A 16,079-nucleotide genomic window follows, 5' to 3' on the forward strand; every position below is an offset into this window, starting at 1 on the left:
TCCACCCGATCGCGATGGACGAAGGTCTGCGCTTCGCGATCCGCGAGGGCGGTCGTACCGTCGGCGCCGGTGTGGTCTCCAAGGTCATCAAGTAAGTTGTAATATGGGAAGTCGCCCGCGACGCGGGCTGTAAAGAGTGAAGGGTGAGCGCCTGGCGCCTTACCCTTTGCGGCGCCCAGGGTGGCGCGGCTTTACAGCAGGCGGAGCGAGCGACTTCACTGATTTCAGAATGTACGCCAGTAGCTCAATTGGCAGAGCAGCGGTCTCCAAAACCGCAGGTTGGGGGTTCGAGTCCCTCCTGGCGTGCCACCTTCCCGAGGATCGATGACGGGTGGTAGATGGCATCGAGGGCGTTTCGTCCTGGGTGTCGGCTCTCATCCGATCGCTGCGCATGAATACCAAGGCAGAACAGCCCAAGAGCGGGAACGCGGTCGATGTCGGCAAGCTGGTGCTGGCCGTGCTGGTGCTGGCTGGCGGCATCTTTGCCTATTCCTGGTTCAGTACCGACGCCAATATTCCCGCTTCCGTGCGCATGATTGGCGTGCTGGTGGCTCTGGTGGTCGCACTGGCCATCGCGGCGACCACGGCGCTCGGGCGCCGCGTCCGCGGTTTTCTGGTCGAGTCGCAGTTCGAAATGCGCAAGGTCGTGTGGCCGACGCGTGACGAAACGCTCAAGACCACCGGTATCATCATTGTCGTCGTGATCGTTCTCTCGCTGCTGTTGGGCCTGATCGATCTCATTCTTAAGTCGGTCGTGCTCGACTGGCTGCTCAAGCTAGGTTCGTGAGGTAAAGGGCATGAGCAAGCGTTGGTATGTAGTGCACGCCTATTCGGGCTTCGAGAACCAGGTTAAGCGGTCGCTCGTCGAACGCATCGCGCGCGCCGGTATGGAAGAGAGATTCGGCGAAGTGCTGGTGCCGACGGAGGAAGTGATTGAGATGCGCGGCGGGCAGAAGCGCCGTAGCGATCGCAAGTTCTTCCCGGGGTACGTGCTGGTCCAGATCGAGACAGATACCGAGGGCAAGGCGCCTCGCATCGACGACGAGTGCTGGCATCTGGTGAAGGAAACCCCGAAGGTCATGGGTTTCATCGGTGGCACCGCCGACCGTCCGCTGCCCATTCGCGACAGCGAGGCCGATGCCATCCTGAGTCGCGTGCGTGAGGGTGTCGAAAAACCCAAGCCCAAGGTTCTGTTCGAGCCCGGCGAGATGGTCCGCGTCACCGAGGGTCCGTTCAACGACTTCAACGGCGTGGTCGAGGAAGTCAATTACGAGAAGAGTCGCCTGCGCGTCGCGGTGCTGATCTTCGGCCGTTCGACCCCGGTCGAGCTGGAGTTTGGTCAGGTCGAGAAGGCCTGACCCCGGCCCCGGCACGGGGCTTGCTTAAAAATTGTTCAATCTTTACACTATGCGGTTCACGCCGGGGCATTCGCTCGGCGTGTCCGTGTTTTCGGGGTTCGCAGGAGTGCGGGCCTCCCTCCATCCAGGGAATGATGTGCTGCGAGGAGCCGCAAGGCGCTTGAACTCGCGAGGAAAATCCAATGGCAAAGAAAGTCGTCGGTTACATCAAGCTGCAGGTCAAGGCCGGTCAGGCCAACCCGTCGCCGCCGGTGGGTCCTGCCCTCGGTCAGCGCGGCCTGAACATTATGGAATTCTGCAAGGCGTTCAATGCCGCCACGCAAAAGATTGAGCCGGGTCTGCCGATTCCGGTGATCATCACCGCCTATTCGGACCGCAGCTTCACTTTTATCACCAAGACCCCGCCCGCCACGGTCCTCATCAAGAAGGCCACCGGCGTCGCCAAGGGTTCGTCCAAGCCGAACACCGACAAGGTCGGCAAGATCACCCGCAAGCAGCTGGAAGACGTTGCGAAGCAGAAGGAGCCGGATCTCACGGCTGCTGATCTGGACGCTGCAGTGCGCACCATTGCCGGTAGCGCGCGCAGCATGGGCTTGGTGGTGGAGGGCTAAGACATGGCAAAGCTCACGAAGCGTATGAAGTCGGCTCAGGCCGCGGTGCAGCCGGGCAAGTTCTATGGCCTGGAAGAAGCTCTGAACATCGTCAAGAACAACGCCAAGGCGAAGTTCTCGGAGTCCGTTGACGTGGCTGTGCGCCTCGGCATCGACGCCAAGAAGTCCGACCAGGGTGTGCGTGGTTCCTCGCTGCTGCCGCACGGCACCGGCAAGACCGTCAAGGTCGCCGTGTTCGTGCCGGCCGGTGAGAAGGCCGAGGCCGCCAAGGCTGCCGGTGCCGACGCCGTCGGTATGGACGACCTGGCCGAGCGCATGCAGGCTGGTGATCTCGACTTCGGTCGCGTGATCGCCACGCCGGACGCGATGCGCGTGGTCGGTAAGCTCGGTCAGCTGCTCGGCCCGCGTGGCCTGATGCCGAACCCGAAGGACGGCTCGGTTACCGCCGACGTCGCCACGGCTGTCAAGAACGCCAAGGCTGGCCAGGTGAAGTTCCGCAACGACAAGGCGGGCATCATCCACGCCACCATCGGCAAGGCCAGCTTTGAGGCCGCCCAGCTCGCCGACAACCTGAATGCTCTGGTTGCCGACCTGCTGAAGGCCAAGCCGGCCACGGCCAAGGGTCAGTATCTGCAGAAGGTCGCCCTGTCCAGCACCATGGGCGTGGGCGTGCCGGTCGATACCTCGTCGCTGACGATCTCGACCAAGTAAGACATCAAGCCCTGCGCTGACCTAGGTCAGCGCAGGCAAGTTTTTGAGGGCAGCCCTGGCCGCAGGCCGGAGCCGCCGTCAAAGACCGCAGGCGCGATCAGCGCGCAACGACGACGAGCAGGGAGCTCGTAGTGGCAAGGAACCGCCGTCGTTGCTAGCGGGTTCGCTTAATCGGGTCCCTCGCGGATCTGGCCTGCGTAGATGGTGCTGCCCCTTCTGGAATCGTTTGATTTGTTCTGGAAAGGCCACCACCCGGGACACCTCGTGTCCCCGACGTCACGGAGGGCGTCGCTCAGGACCGCAAGCGGCAGGAGCCGTAAGCGGAGTTCATAAGAGGAGTGAAAGATGGCTCTTAATCTGTCTCAGAAGCAAGAAGTAGTCGCCGAGCTGGCAGAAGTCGCCGCGAAGGCTCACTCCTTGGTCGCAGCTGAGTACGCGGGCACCACGGTCGAACAGATGACCGCGATGCGCAAGAAGGCCCGTGAATCCGGTGTGTTCCTGAAGGTTGTCAAGAACACGCTTGCTTCGCGCGCTGTAGTGGGTACCGAGTTTGAGGTCGTCAAAGACGCTCTGACCGGTCCGCTGCTGTACGCGTTCTCGACTGAGGAGCCCGGCGCTGCCGGTCGCCTGATCAAGGAATTCGCCAAGAGCAACGACAAGCTGAAGGCGAAAGTCGTTTCGGTGGAAGGCAAGCTGCTGCCGGCCGAGCACGTTGAAGTGCTGGCCTCGCTGCCGACCCGCGAACAGGCCCTGGCCATGCTGGCCCGTGTGCTGGCCGAACCGGCCGCCATGTTTGCCCGCGTCGTCAAGGCTGTGGCCGACAAGCAGGGTGGTGGCGAAGTCGCCGCCGAAGCCCCGGCCGAAGCCGAGCCCGCCTAAGTTCGCCGTCTACTTAAATCGAATCAATTTCCAGAGGTAAATCAAAATGTCCCTGACCAACGAACAGATCGTTGAAGCCGTTGCCGCCAAGTCGCTGATGGAAGTGATGGACCTGGTGAAGGCCATCGAAGAGAAGTTTGGCGTGACCGCCGCCGCTCCGGTGATGGTCGCTGCTGGCCCGGCCGCTGCCGGCCCGGCTGCTGAAGAGCAGACCGAGTTCGACGTGATCCTGAAGAGCGCCGGCGAGAAGAAGGTCGACGTGATCAAGGCCGTCCGCGCCATCACCGGCCTGGGCCTGAAGGAAGCGAAGGACCTGACCGAAGCCGGTGGCGTCGTGAAGGAAGCCGCTTCGAAGGACGACGCTGCGAAGTTCAAGAAGGACCTCGAAGCTGCCGGCGCCACGGTCGAACTGAAGTAATCGGCGCTCTTGCGCGCCGTCAGTTTGATCTAGCGTCAAGCAAGCCTGGGAGCGAAAGCTCCCGGGCTTTGCCTGTTGCAGGCGGTTGCGATGAATGCGCCCGTACTTGGAAGCATCACGTTTTACGTTTAATCGGCGTCAGAAGTCAGCAATGAAAGGCCGCGGGCCCGCCTTCGACCTTTGACTCATGCCTTTTGGCGTACCGGTTGTCAGGGCGGCACATCCTGACAACCGACGCAGACACAGCTTTCACAATTCAGCCGGTGTGTGCACCACCGGCGTCACTGCGAACCGAGGCGGTACCCACCATGACCTACTCGTTTACCGAGAAGAAGCGCATCCGCAAGGATTTCGGCAAGCGTCCCCCTGTATTGGGCGTGCCGAACCTGCTGACCATCCAGACCGATTCCTATAGGGAGTTCCTGCAGGAGCATGTCGCGCCCAAGCAGCGCGACGACAAGGGTCTACATGCCGCGCTGAAGTCGGTTTTCCCGATCTCCAGCTATTCCGGCAATGCAGCGCTTGAGTATGTCGACTACCGCCTCGGCGAACCTGCGTTCGACGAGCGCGAGTGCCGCAACCGCGGCATGACGTTCGGCGCTCCGCTGCGCGTGACTGTGCGTCTTGTCATCTATGACAAGGACAGCCCGGCCTCGAAGAAGGCGGTGAAGTACGTGAAGGAGCAGGAGGTCTACATGGGCGAGATTCCGCTCATGACCGACACCGGCACCTTCATCATCAACGGTACCGAGCGCGTCATCGTCTCGCAGCTGCATCGTTCGCCGGGCGTGTTCTTCGATCACGATCGTGGCAAGACGCACAGCTCGGGCAAGCTGCTGTTCTCGGCTCGCGTGATTCCTTACCGCGGTTCGTGGCTGGACTTCGAGTTCGACCCGAAGGATGCGCTGTTCACCCGTATCGACCGTCGCCGCAAATTGCCGGTGACGGTGTTGCTGCGCGCGCTGGGCTACAACAACGTCGAGATGCTGGACATCTTCTTCGAGCACAACGTGTTCCACCTTGGCAAGAAGGGTGGCACCACGCTCGAGCTGGTGGCCGAGCGTCTGCGCGGCGAAACGCTGACCTTCGATCTGACTATCGGTGACAAGGTGCTGGTGGAAGCCGGCAAGCGCATCACGGCGCGTCACGTGCGTCAGCTGGCCGCTGAGAACATCACTGCGCTGGAAGTGCCGGACGACTACCCGGTCGGCCGCATCCTGGCCACCGACATTGTCGACAGCAAGACGGGTGAGCTGCTGGCTTCGGCCAACGACGAGATCACCGCCGAGCAGCTCGAAGCCTTCCGCAAGGCAGGCATCGAGACTGTGCCGACGCTGTACGTCAATGACCTGGATCGTGGCGCTTACGTCTCGAACACCTTGCGCATCGACAACACCAAGACGCAGCTCGAAGCGCTGGTGGAAATCTATCGCATGATGCGTCCGGGCGAGCCGCCGACGAAGGACGCTGCACAGAACCTGTTCTTCAATTTGTTCTTCACTTTCGATCGCTACGACCTGTCGGCCGTAGGTCGTATGAAGTTCAACCGCCGCGTCGGTCGCCAGGACATCCTCGGCCCGGGCGTGCTGTACGACCACAAGTACTTCCAGGATCGCAAGGAAGAAGACTCGCAGACGCTGGTGAAGTCGCAGGGTGATACCTCCGACATCCTCGACGTGCTGAAGGTGCTGATCGATATCAAGAACGGTCATGGCACCGTCGATGACATCGACCATCTTGGCAACCGTCGCGTGCGCTCGGTCGGTGAAATGGCCGAGAACACCTTCCGCATCGGTCTGGTGCGCGTCGAGCGCGCGGTGCGCGAGCGCCTGTCGCTGGCCGAGTCCGAAGGCCTGACCCCGCAGGAGCTGATCAACGCCAAGCCCGTTGCGGCCGCGGTGAAGGAGTTCTTCGGCTCCTCGCAGCTCAGCCAGTTCATGGACCAGAACAACCCGCTGTCGGAAGTGACGCACAAACGTCGCGTCTCGGCCCTGGGCCCAGGCGGCCTGACCCGCGAGCGCGCCGGCTTCGAGGTGCGCGACGTGCACCCGACCCATTACGGCCGCGTCTGCACCATCGAAACGCCGGAAGGCCCGAACATCGGCCTGATCAACTCGCTCGCCGTATACGCGCGCACCAACACGTATGGCTTCCTCGAGACGCCGTACCGCAAGGTCGTGAATGGCAAGGTGACCGACAAGGTGGATTACCTGTCGGCCATCGAAGAGGGCGACCACGTGATCGCGCAGGCGAACTCGCCGCTCAACAAGGACGGCAGCTTCGTCGAAGACTTCGTGTCCTGCCGTTTCCGCGGTGAGTCCGAGCTGCGTCCGTCGGCCGAAGTCGGCTACATGGACGTCTCGCCAATGCAGACCGTGTCGGTCGCGGCGGCGCTGGTGCCGTTCCTTGAGCACGATGACGCGAACCGCGCGCTGATGGGTGCGAACATGCAGCGCCAGGCCGTGCCGACGCTGCGTTCGCAGACCCCGCTGGTGGGTACTGGCATCGAACGCGCCGTGGCGCGTGACTCGGGCGTTATCGTCAGCGCCAAGCGCGGCGGCGTGATCGACCAGGTCGACGCCGGCCGTATCGTAGTGCGCGTGACCGAGAGCGAAGTTGGTGACAACGACGCCGGTGTCGATATCTACACGCTGACCAAGTACACCCGCTCCAACCAAAACACCAACCTCAACCAGCGTCCGCTGGTGAACGTGGGTGACATCGTGGCGAAGGGCGATACGCTGGCCGACGGTTCGTCGACCGATCTGGGCGAGCTCGCGCTCGGCCAGAACATGCTGATCGCCTTCATGCCGTGGAACGGCTACAACTTCGAAGACTCGATCCTGCTCTCCGAGCGTGTCGTGCAGGAAGACCGCTACACCTCGATCCACATCGAGGAGCTGTCCTGCATCGCGCGCGACACCAAGCTGGGCGCCGAGGAAATCACCGCTGACATCCCGAACGTGGGCGAACAGGCGCTGGCGCGTTTGGACGAGTCGGGCATCGTGTACATCGGCGCCGAGGTGAAGGCCGGCGACATCATGGTCGGCAAGGTCACGCCGAAGGGCGAGAGCCAGCTGACGCCGGAAGAGAAGCTGCTGCGTGCGATCTTCGGCGAGAAGGCGTCCGACGTGAAGGACAGCTCGCTGCGCGTGCCGCCGGGTATGGACGGCACCGTCATCGACGTGCAGGTCTTCACCCGCGACGGTATCGAGAAGGACAAGCGCGCGAAGCAGATCGAGGAGATGGAGGTCAAGCGTATCCGTAAGGATCTTGACGACCAGTTCCGTATCCTGGAGGGCGCCATCTACAACCGTATGCGCACCCAGCTCGTCGGCAAGAGCGCGATGAGTGGTCCGGGTGGTCTGAAGCGCGGTGTGGAAATCACCGATGCCTACCTGGACGGCCTGAAGAAGGACGACTGGTTCAAGGTCAACGTGAAGGACGAGGACGTTACCGAGTTCCTCGAGCGCGCCGCCGACCAGATCAAGCGCCACAAGGAAGAGTTCGACAAGCGCTTCAAGGAGAAGCAGGGCAAGATCACCCAGGGCGACGACCTTGCTCCGGGCGTGCTCAAGATGGTCAAGGTGTTCCTGGCTGTGAAGCGCCGCATCCAGCCGGGCGACAAGATGGCCGGTCGCCACGGTAATAAGGGTGTGGTGTCCAACGTGGTGCCGGTAGAGGACATGCCGTTCTCCGCTGACGGTACGCCGGTCGACATCGTGTTGAACCCGCTGGGCGTGCCTTCGCGTATGAACATCGGCCAGATTCTGGAAGTCCACTTGGGCTGGGCCGCCAAGGGCCTGGGCAAGAAGATCCAGAAGATGATCGAGGCGCAGGAGAAGGTCGCGAAGATCCGCGAGTTCCTCGACCAGATCTACAACCACCACGTCGCTGGCGCTGTGCAGCATGTCGACCTGAAGTCGCTCACCGATCAGGAAATCCTGACGCTGGCGACCAACCTTCAGGAAGGCGTGCCGATGGCTACCCCAGTGTTCGACGGTGCCGAGGAGCAAGAGATCAAGGCAATGCTGAAGCTGGCGGATCTGCCCGAGTCGGGTCAGACCACGCTGTTCGACGGCCGTACCGGCGAGGCATTCGATCGCCCGGTCACCGTCGGCTACATGCACTACCTGAAGCTGAACCACCTTGTCGACGACAAGATGCACGCGCGTTCGACCGGTCCGTACTCGCTCGTCACCCAGCAGCCGCTGGGCGGCAAGGCGCAGTTCGGTGGTCAGCGCTTCGGCGAAATGGAAGTCTGGGCGCTGGAAGCTTACGGCGCGGCCTACACCCTGCAGGAAATGCTGACGGTGAAGTCCGACGACGTGCAGGGCCGCAACCAGATGTACAAGAACATTGTCGACGGCAACCACGAGATGGCAGCGGGCATGCCGGAATCCTTCAACGTGTTGGTGAAGGAAATCCGCTCGCTCGGTATCGACATCGACCTGGAAGAGATCAAGTAACCAGCGGGTTACAGGAGCTTATGCAATGAAAGATTTGCTCAATCTGTTCAATCAGCAGCGCGCGACGCCCGATTTTGATTCGATCAAGATCGCCCTGGCGTCGCCGGAACTGATCCGCTCGTGGTCCTACGGCGAAGTCAAGAAGCCTGAGACCATCAACTACCGCACCTTCAAGCCGGAGCGTGACGGCCTGTTCTGCGCCGCCATCTTTGGTCCGGTGAAGGACTACGAGTGCCTGTGCGGCAAGTACAAGCGCATGAAGCACCGCGGTGTGGTGTGCGAGAAGTGCGGCACCGAGGTCACGTTGGCCAAGGTGCGCCGCGAGCGCATGGGCCACATCGAACTGGCCAGCCCGACTGCGCATATCTGGTTCCTCAAGTCGCTGCCGTCGCGCATCGGCCTGATGCTGGATATGACGCTGCGTGACATCGAGCGCATCCTGTACTTCGAAGCCTTCGTGGTGATCGATCCAGGTCTGACTGCGCTCGAGCGTGGCCAGCTGCTGAGCGAAGACCAGTACCTGGAGGCGGTGGAAGAGCACGGTGACGAATTCGACGCCCGCATGGGTGCCGAGGCCGTCTACGAGCTGCTGAAGTCGCTCGACCTGCCGGGCGAAGTCGTGCGCCTGAAGGAAGAGATCGGTTCGACCAACTCCGAGACCAAGCTCAAGCGCCTCACCAAGCGAGTGAAGCTGATCGAGGCGTTCCTCGAATCCGGCAACAAGCCGGAGTGGATGGTGCTGACCGTGCTGCCGGTGTTGCCGCCGGATCTGCGTCCGCTGGTGCCGCTGGACGGTGGCCGCTTTGCCACCTCCGATCTGAACGATCTGTACCGTCGCGTCATCAACCGCAACAACCGCCTGAAGCGTCTGCTTGAGCTCAATGCGCCCGACATCATCGTGCGCAACGAGAAGCGCATGCTGCAGGAATCGGTCGATGCGCTGCTCGACAACGGCCGCCGCGGCCGTGCCATCACCGGCACCAACAAGCGCGCGCTGAAGTCGCTGGCCGACATGATCAAGGGCAAGCAGGGCCGCTTCCGCCAGAACCTGCTCGGCAAGCGCGTGGACTACTCCGGTCGTTCGGTGATCGTGGTGGGCCCGACTCTGCGCCTGCACCAGTGCGGTCTGCCGAAGAAGATGGCGCTTGAGCTGTTCAAGCCCTTCATCTTCGCCAAGCTGCAGGCCCGTGGCGAAGCCACCACCATCAAGGCTGCCAAGAAGCTCGTCGAGCGCGAAGAAGGCCAGGTGTGGGACATCCTCGAGGACGTGATCCGCGAGCATCCCGTGATGCTGAACCGCGCGCCGACCCTGCATCGTCTTGGCATCCAGGCGTTCGAGCCGGTGCTGATCGAAGGCAAGGCGATCCAGCTGCATCCGCTGGTCTGTACCGCGTTCAACGCCGACTTCGACGGCGACCAGATGGCCGTGCACGTGCCGCTGTCGATCGAGGCGCAGCTCGAAGCGCGCGCCCTGATGATGTCGTCGAACAACATCCTGTCGCCGGCCAACGGTGAGCCGATCATCGTGCCGACCCAGGACGTGGTGCTGGGCCTGTACTACATGACTCGCGAGTTGGTGAACGTGAAGGGCACCGGCATGGTGTTCTCCGGGATCAGCGAAGTGCGTCGTGCATACGACAACCGCGCCGTCGAGCTGCACGCCAAGATCAAGGTGCGCCTGAAGCAGGTGCACGTTGATGAAAACGGCGAACGCACCAGTTCCGTGTCCCTGGTAGAAACCACCGTGGGCCGCACGCTGCTGGCCGAGATCCTGCCGGAAGGCCTGCCATTTGCGCTGGCCAATACCGAGCTGACCAAGAAGGCCATCTCGCGCCTGATCAACTCCAGCTACCGTCTGCTCGGTCTGAAAGAGACCGTGGTGTTCGCCGATAAGCTGATGTACACCGGCTTCCGCTTCGCCACCCGTGCGGGTATCTCGATCGGCATCGATGACATGATCATCCCGGACGAGAAGAAGCCGATCCTGGAAGAGGCCGAGAAGGAAGTGGTCGAGATCCAGGAGCAGTACCAGTCGGGTCTGGTCACCGCCGGCGAGCGCTACAACAAGGTGGTCGACATCTGGTCGCGCACCAACGAACTAGTCGCCAAGGCGATGATCGACGGTATCGGTACCGAGAAGGTCACTGACGCTGAAGGCAAGACGGTCAACCAGAAGTCGATGAACTCGCTGTACATCATGGCCGACTCGGGCGCCCGTGGTTCGGTGGCCCAGATTCGCCAGCTGGCCGGTATGCGCGGCCTGATGGCCCGCCCGGACGGCTCGATCATCGAGACCCCGATCAAGGCCAACTTCCGCGAAGGCCTGAACGTGCTGCAGTACTTCAACTCCACCCACGGTGCTCGTAAGGGCCTGGCGGATACGGCGTTGAAGACCGCGAACTCCGGTTACCTGACCCGTCGTCTCGTCGACGTGGCGCAGGACGTGGTCATCACCTCGCACGATTGCGGCACCGAAGACGGCGTGATCATGCAGCCGATCGTGGAAGGCGGCGACGTGGTCGAGCCGTTGCGCGAGCGCGTGCTCGGTCGCGTGGTGGTCGAGGATGTTTATGGTCCTGGCGAAGACGATCAGGCGATCGTCACGCGCGATACCTTGCTGGACGAGGCTCTGGTCGAGAAGCTCGACAAGGCTGGCGTGCAGTCGATCAAGGTGCGTTCGCCGATCACCTGCCAGGCCAGCCACGGTGTGTGCGCCCTGTGCTACGGCCGCGATCTGGCCCGTGGCCATCTGGTCAACATGGGCGAGGCCGTGGGTGTGGTCGCCGCGCAGTCGATCGGTGAGCCGGGTACCCAGCTGACCATGCGTACGTTCCACATTGGTGGTGCGGCGTCGCGTGCGGCAGCAGTGGACAACGTGACGGTGAAGACTACCGGCACGCTGAAGTTCAACAACCTCAAGACCGTGCAGCACAACCAGGGTCATCTGGTGGCGGTGTCGCGTTCGGGCGAAGTGTCGGTCATCGACGCCAACGGCCGCGAGCGCGAGCGCTATAAGGTGCCGTACGGCGCCACCATCGCGGTCAAGGACGGTGCGGCGGTCAAGGCCGGACAGACCGTGGCCAACTGGGATCCGCATACCCATCCGATCGTGTCGGAAGTGGCCGGTACTGTGCGCTTCATCGACTTCATCGATGGCGTGACCGTGCAGAGCCAGACCGACGAGCTGACCGGCCTGGAGTCGGCGGTGGTGACCGATCCGAAGCGTCGCGGTACCGCGGCCAAGGATCTGCGCCCGATCGTGCGTCTGGAAGACAGCAAGGGCCGCGAGCTCAAGCTGCCGGGTACCGACGTGCCTGCGCAGTACATGCTGCCGGCCGGTGCGATCGTGTCGATCCAGAATGGCGTGGCAGTGGGCGTGGGTGACGTGGTTGCCCGTATCCCGCAGGAAACGTCGAAGACCCGCGACATCACCGGTGGTCTGCCGCGCGTGGCGGACTTGTTCGAAGCCCGCAAGCCGAAGGAGCCGGCCATTCTCGCCGAGCGTTCGGGTGTGATCAGCTTCGGCAAGGACACCAAGGGCAAGCAGCGCCTGATCATCAAGGACGTGGACGGCAACGAGCACGAAGAGCTGATTCCGAAATGGCGTCAGGTCATCGTGTTCGAAGGCGAGCACGTGGAGAAGGGCGAGACCGTGGTGGACGGCGAGCCGAGTCCGCACGACATCCTTCGCTTGCTGGGTGTCGAGCCGTTGGCTTCGTACCTGGTCAAGGAAATTCAGGACGTCTACCGTCTGCAGGGCGTGAAGATCAACGATAAGCACATCGAAGCGATCATTCGCCAGATGCTGCGCAAGGTCGAAATCACCGAGCCGGGCGAGAGTCATTACCTGCGCGGTGAACAGGTCGAGCGCGTGCGTATCAACGCCGAAAACGATCGTGCGGTTAGCCGCAACGAGCGTCCGGCGGAGTACCAGTCGGTGCTGCTGGGTATCACCAAGGCCTCGCTGGCCACCGAGTCGTTCATCTCGGCGGCTTCGTTCCAGGAGACCACCCGCGTCCTTACCGAAGCGGCGGTCCGTGGCACGCGCGATACCTTGCGTGGCCTGAAGGAAAATGTTATCGTCGGCCGTCTCATCCCGGCAGGTACGGGTCTGGCGTACCACGCGCAGCGTCGTCGCCAGGGCGGTCTGACCGCCTCGGAGCTGGAAACCCTTTCCGGTTCCGCCTCGGTCTCCTTCGCGGAAGCCACCGTCGGTAGCGACAATGGTGTGGAGTAAGTCCGTTCCGCGGACTGCTCGCTAACATACGAAATGAGGCGCACGGATAGCGCCTCGTGTTCGAGTCAGGGAGGGCAGGGCGTCAGCTTGTCTGTGACAAGCTGCCCATGTTAAATTCCCGCTTCTTGGCAGACCGAGCTGATTCGGTCTGCCTTTATGTTTCTCAGGAAAAGTTTCGCATGTCGACTATCAACCAGTTGGTGCGCAAGTCCCGCAGCCCGAAGAGCTACAAGAGTGCTTCTCCGGCTCTGCAGAACAGTCCGCAGCGTCGCGGCGTCTGCACGCGCGTCTACACGACCACCCCGAAAAAGCCGAACTCGGCCCTGCGTAAGGTTGCCAAAGTGCGCCTCACGAACGGCTATGAGGTCATCAGCTACATCGGTGGCGAAGGTCACAACCTGCAGGAGCACTCGGTGGTGCTGATCCGTGGCGGTCGCGTCAAGGATCTGCCGGGTGTGCGTTACCACACGGTGCGCGGCAGCCTCGACTGCGCCGGCGTCACCAAGCGCCGTCAGTCGCGCTCGAAGTACGGCGCCAAGCGCCCGAAGAGCTAAGAGCTAAAGGACACGAAACATGTCGCGTAAAGGTTCACATCCCGCCCGTCTGGTTCTGCCGGACCCCAAGCATGGCAGCCAGCTGATTGCCCGCTTCATCAACATGGTGATGAAGAGCGGTAAGAAGTCCGTCGCCGAGAGCATCGTCTACGGTGCCCTGGTTCATCTGGGTGAAAAGAATGCCGAGCCGGTGGCTCTGGTTGAGAAGGCCCTGAACAACATTGCTCCGGCCGTCGAGGTTAAGTCTCGCCGCGTCGGTGGTGCTACCTATCAGGTGCCGGTCGAAGTGCGTTCGGGTCGCCGCATGGCGCTCGCCATGCGCTGGGCTATCGAGTCCGCCCGCAAGCGTGGCGAGACCTCGATGCCGCGCAAGCTGGCTGCCGAGCTGCTTGAAGCTTCCGAGAATCGCGGTGGCGCGATCAAGAAGCGCGAAGAAACCCATCGCATGGCGGAAGCCAACAAGGCCTTCTCGCATTACCGCTGGTAAGCATGGATTCCCCGCGGCCAGGATGGCCGCTTTTCCCGGGAATGGATTCCCGTAGAAAGTAATTTTCGAGGTTACTACCGTGGCACGCACCACTCCCATCGAGCGCTACCGCAACTTCGGCATCATGGCCCACATCGATGCCGGCAAGACCACCACCACGGAGCGCATCCTGTTCTACACCGGCGTCAGTCACAAGATTGGCGAGGTGCATGACGGTGCCGCAACGATGGACTGGATGGAGCAGGAGCAGGAGCGCGGCATCACCATTACGTCGGCGGCAACGACCGCGTTCTGGAAGGGCATGGATCGTTCCTTGCCCGAGCACCGCTTCAACATCATCGACACCCCTGGACACGTGGACTTCACCATCGAGGTGGAGCGCTCGCTGCGCGTGCTCGACGGTGCGGTGTTTGTGCTCTGCGCCGTGGGTGGTGTGCAGCCGCAGTCGGAAACCGTGTGGCGTCAGGCCAACAAATACAAGGTGCCGCGCCTTGCGTTCGTCAACAAGATGGACCGCACCGGCGCGAACTTCTACAAGGTCGTTGAGCAGCTGAAGGCTCGCCTCGGCGCGAATCCGGTCGAGATGCAGGTTCCGATCGGTGCCGAGGACAACTTTGAGGGCGTCGTTGATCTGCTCAAGATGAAGTCGATCATCTGGGACATGGAGTCCCAGGGTATGAAGTTCGAATACCAGGACATCCCGGCGAATCTCGCCGAGAAGGCTGCGGTCGCCCGCACGGCGATGGTCGAAGCTGCGGCAGAGGCCACGGAAGAGCTGATGGACAAGTACTTGGGCGGCGAAGAGCTGTCCGAGGCTGAAATCATCGAAGGCTTGCGTCAGCGCACGCTGCGCAGCGAGATCATTCCGGTCTTCTGCGGTACCGCGTTCAAGAACAAGGGCGTCCAGGCGATGCTCGACGCGGTCGTCAATCTGTTGCCGTCGCCGGTCGATCGTCCGCCGGTCGAGGGTATTGACGACAACGACAAGCCGGATACCCGCAAGGCTGACGACGGCGCACCGTTCTCGGCGCTTGCGTTCAAGATTATGACCGACCCATTCGTCGGCTCGCTGACGTTCTTCCGTGTCTATTCGGGCACGTTGAATTCCGGTGACGCTGTCTACAATCCAGTCAAGAGCAAGAAAGAGCGCATCGGTCGCATTCTGCAGATGCACGCGAACGAGCGTCAGGAGCTGAAGGAAGTCCGCGCAGGCGATATCGCCGCTGCGGTCGGCCTGAAGGATGTGACGACGGGTGACACGCTGTGCGCGCAGGATCACATCATCACTCTGGAGCGCATGACGTTCCCGGAGCCGGTGATCTCGATGGCGGTTGAGCCGAAGACCAAGTCCGACCAGGAAAAGATGGGTATTGCCCTCGGCCGTCTGGCTGCGGAGGATCCGTCGTTCCGCGTGCGTACGGACGAAGAGTCGGGTCAGACGATCATCTCGGGCATGGGCGAACTTCACCTGGATATCCTGGTGGATCGCATGCGTCGCGAGTTCAACGTCGAGGCCAACGTCGGCAAGCCGCAGGTGGCTTATCGCGAGACCATTCGCTCGTCGGACGTGAAGTCGGACTACAAGCACGCCAAGCAGTCGGGTGGTAAGGGTCAGTACGGTCACGTTGTGATCGAGTTGTCGCCGATCAGCGAGGCTGATCGTGCGGACGAGAAGGTCGCTGCGGCTATCAAGGACGACTTCCTCTTCATCAACGACATTACTGGTGGCGTGATTCCGAAGGAATTCATCCCGTCGGTCGAAAAGGGCCTGCGCGAAACCATCACCAGCGGTCCGCTGGCTGGCTTCCCGGTCGTCAATGTGAAGGTGAAGCTGGTGTTCGGCTCCTACCATGACGTTGACTCGTCTGAAATGGCGTTCAAGCTCGCGGCATCGATGGCGTTCAAGCAGGGTTTCGCCAAGGCGTCGCCAGTGCTGCTCGAGCCGATCATGAAGGTCGAAGTCGTGACGCCGGAAGATTACGTCGGTGACGTCATGGGCGACATGAGCCGCCGCCGCGGCCTGCTCCAGGGCCAGGACGACACGCCGTCGGGCAAGACCATCAATGCGATGGTCCCGCTGGGCGAAATGTTTGGTTACGCGACGACCATTCGTTCGCTGACCCAGGGTCGCGCTACCTTCACGATGGAGTTCGACCATTACGCAGAGGCGCCGAACAACATCGCCGAGCAGGTCATGAAGAAGGCCTGATAAGGTCTTCCTCGTTCCCCAATAACACAGTTCTTTTAGAGGTTTTGAGTCATGGCAAAGGGTAAATTCGAGCGCACGAAGCCGCACGTCAACGTCGGCACGATCGGTCACGTGGACCACGGCAAGACGACGCTGACGGCCGCGCT

General features: G+C 62.0%; 12 protein-coding genes, 1 tRNA gene and 1 pseudogene. All 14 read left to right on the forward strand.

What is annotated here, in order from left to right; genetic code table 11:
• A pseudogene (locus BM338_RS21220) lies at positions 1 to 95 on the forward strand (elongation factor Tu); the annotation flags it as partial.
• Positions 96 to 233: 138 nt separating this feature from the next.
• Positions 234 to 309: transfer RNA gene (locus BM338_RS21225), tRNA-Trp, on the forward strand.
• Positions 310 to 391: 82 nt separating this feature from the next.
• On the forward strand, positions 392 to 787 hold the full coding sequence (secE, locus tag BM338_RS21230) for a preprotein translocase subunit SecE (RefSeq protein WP_090454792.1): 396 nt from the start codon (positions 392 to 394) through the stop codon (positions 785 to 787).
• Positions 788 to 797: 10 nt separating this feature from the next.
• The gene (nusG, locus tag BM338_RS21235) at positions 798 to 1,358 is read left to right on the forward strand and encodes a transcription termination/antitermination protein NusG (protein WP_090454767.1); all 561 of its coding nucleotides are present in this window, start codon (positions 798 to 800) and stop codon (positions 1,356 to 1,358) included.
• A 182-nt stretch (positions 1,359 to 1,540) separates the two neighbouring features.
• Positions 1,541 to 1,969: a 50S ribosomal protein L11 gene (rplK, locus tag BM338_RS21240; RefSeq protein WP_090454769.1), complete on the forward strand. Its 429-nt coding sequence runs from the start codon at positions 1,541 to 1,543 to the stop codon at positions 1,967 to 1,969.
• 3 nt (positions 1,970 to 1,972) lie between these two features.
• On the forward strand, positions 1,973 to 2,680 hold the full coding sequence (gene rplA, locus BM338_RS21245; protein ID WP_090454772.1) for a 50S ribosomal protein L1: 708 nt from the start codon (positions 1,973 to 1,975) through the stop codon (positions 2,678 to 2,680).
• 345 nt (positions 2,681 to 3,025) lie between these two features.
• A complete protein-coding gene (rplJ, locus tag BM338_RS21250; RefSeq protein WP_090454775.1) occupies positions 3,026 to 3,559 on the forward strand; it encodes a 50S ribosomal protein L10 in 534 nt (177 codons plus the stop codon).
• Between the two features lie 46 nt (positions 3,560 to 3,605).
• Complete coding sequence (gene rplL, locus BM338_RS21255; RefSeq protein ID WP_090454778.1) at positions 3,606 to 3,977, forward strand: 50S ribosomal protein L7/L12; 372 nt, start codon at positions 3,606 to 3,608, stop codon at positions 3,975 to 3,977.
• A 308-nt stretch (positions 3,978 to 4,285) separates the two neighbouring features.
• On the forward strand, positions 4,286 to 8,446 hold the full coding sequence (gene rpoB, locus BM338_RS21260; RefSeq protein ID WP_090454780.1) for a DNA-directed RNA polymerase subunit beta: 4,161 nt from the start codon (positions 4,286 to 4,288) through the stop codon (positions 8,444 to 8,446).
• 25 nt (positions 8,447 to 8,471) lie between these two features.
• A complete protein-coding gene (rpoC, locus tag BM338_RS21265) occupies positions 8,472 to 12,683 on the forward strand; it encodes a DNA-directed RNA polymerase subunit beta' (RefSeq protein ID WP_090454784.1) in 4,212 nt (1,403 codons plus the stop codon).
• A 179-nt stretch (positions 12,684 to 12,862) separates the two neighbouring features.
• Positions 12,863 to 13,237: a 30S ribosomal protein S12 gene (gene rpsL, locus BM338_RS21270; protein WP_026633431.1), complete on the forward strand. Its 375-nt coding sequence runs from the start codon at positions 12,863 to 12,865 to the stop codon at positions 13,235 to 13,237.
• A 19-nt stretch (positions 13,238 to 13,256) separates the two neighbouring features.
• Positions 13,257 to 13,724, forward strand: a complete 468-nt coding sequence (gene rpsG, locus BM338_RS21275; protein WP_090454786.1) for a 30S ribosomal protein S7 — start codon at positions 13,257 to 13,259, stop codon at positions 13,722 to 13,724.
• A gap of 79 nt (positions 13,725 to 13,803) precedes the next feature.
• A complete protein-coding gene (gene fusA / locus BM338_RS21280) occupies positions 13,804 to 15,933 on the forward strand; it encodes an elongation factor G (protein WP_090454790.1) in 2,130 nt (709 codons plus the stop codon).
• Positions 15,934 to 15,984: 51 nt separating this feature from the next.
• Positions 15,985 to 16,079 (forward strand): GTP-binding protein (locus tag BM338_RS21285; RefSeq protein ID WP_038054197.1); only part of this gene is annotated, 95 nt, incomplete at its 3' end.

This window comes from Dyella sp. OK004 (assembly GCF_900114495.1).
Taxonomy (GTDB): domain Bacteria; phylum Pseudomonadota; class Gammaproteobacteria; order Xanthomonadales; family Rhodanobacteraceae; genus Dyella_D.

What these genes read in the sequence shown, in the direction of transcription:
- rpoC (WP_090454784.1), top strand. Translation starts at nt 8,472, where the DNA reads ATGAAAGATTTGCTCAATCTGTTCAATCAGCAGCGCGCGACGCCCGAT.
- nusG (WP_090454767.1), top strand. Translation starts at nt 798, where the DNA reads ATGAGCAAGCGTTGGTATGTAGTGCACGCCTATTCGGGCTTCGAGAAC.
- rpsL (WP_026633431.1), top strand. Translation starts at nt 12,863, where the DNA reads ATGTCGACTATCAACCAGTTGGTGCGCAAGTCCCGCAGCCCGAAGAGC.
- rplL (WP_090454778.1), top strand. Translation starts at nt 3,606, where the DNA reads ATGTCCCTGACCAACGAACAGATCGTTGAAGCCGTTGCCGCCAAGTCG.
- secE (WP_090454792.1), top strand. Translation starts at nt 392, where the DNA reads ATGAATACCAAGGCAGAACAGCCCAAGAGCGGGAACGCGGTCGATGTC.
- rpsG (WP_090454786.1), top strand. Translation starts at nt 13,257, where the DNA reads ATGTCGCGTAAAGGTTCACATCCCGCCCGTCTGGTTCTGCCGGACCCC.
- rplA (WP_090454772.1), top strand. Translation starts at nt 1,973, where the DNA reads ATGGCAAAGCTCACGAAGCGTATGAAGTCGGCTCAGGCCGCGGTGCAG.
- rplJ (WP_090454775.1), top strand. Translation starts at nt 3,026, where the DNA reads ATGGCTCTTAATCTGTCTCAGAAGCAAGAAGTAGTCGCCGAGCTGGCA.
- rpoB (WP_090454780.1), top strand. Translation starts at nt 4,286, where the DNA reads ATGACCTACTCGTTTACCGAGAAGAAGCGCATCCGCAAGGATTTCGGC.
- rplK (WP_090454769.1), top strand. Translation starts at nt 1,541, where the DNA reads ATGGCAAAGAAAGTCGTCGGTTACATCAAGCTGCAGGTCAAGGCCGGT.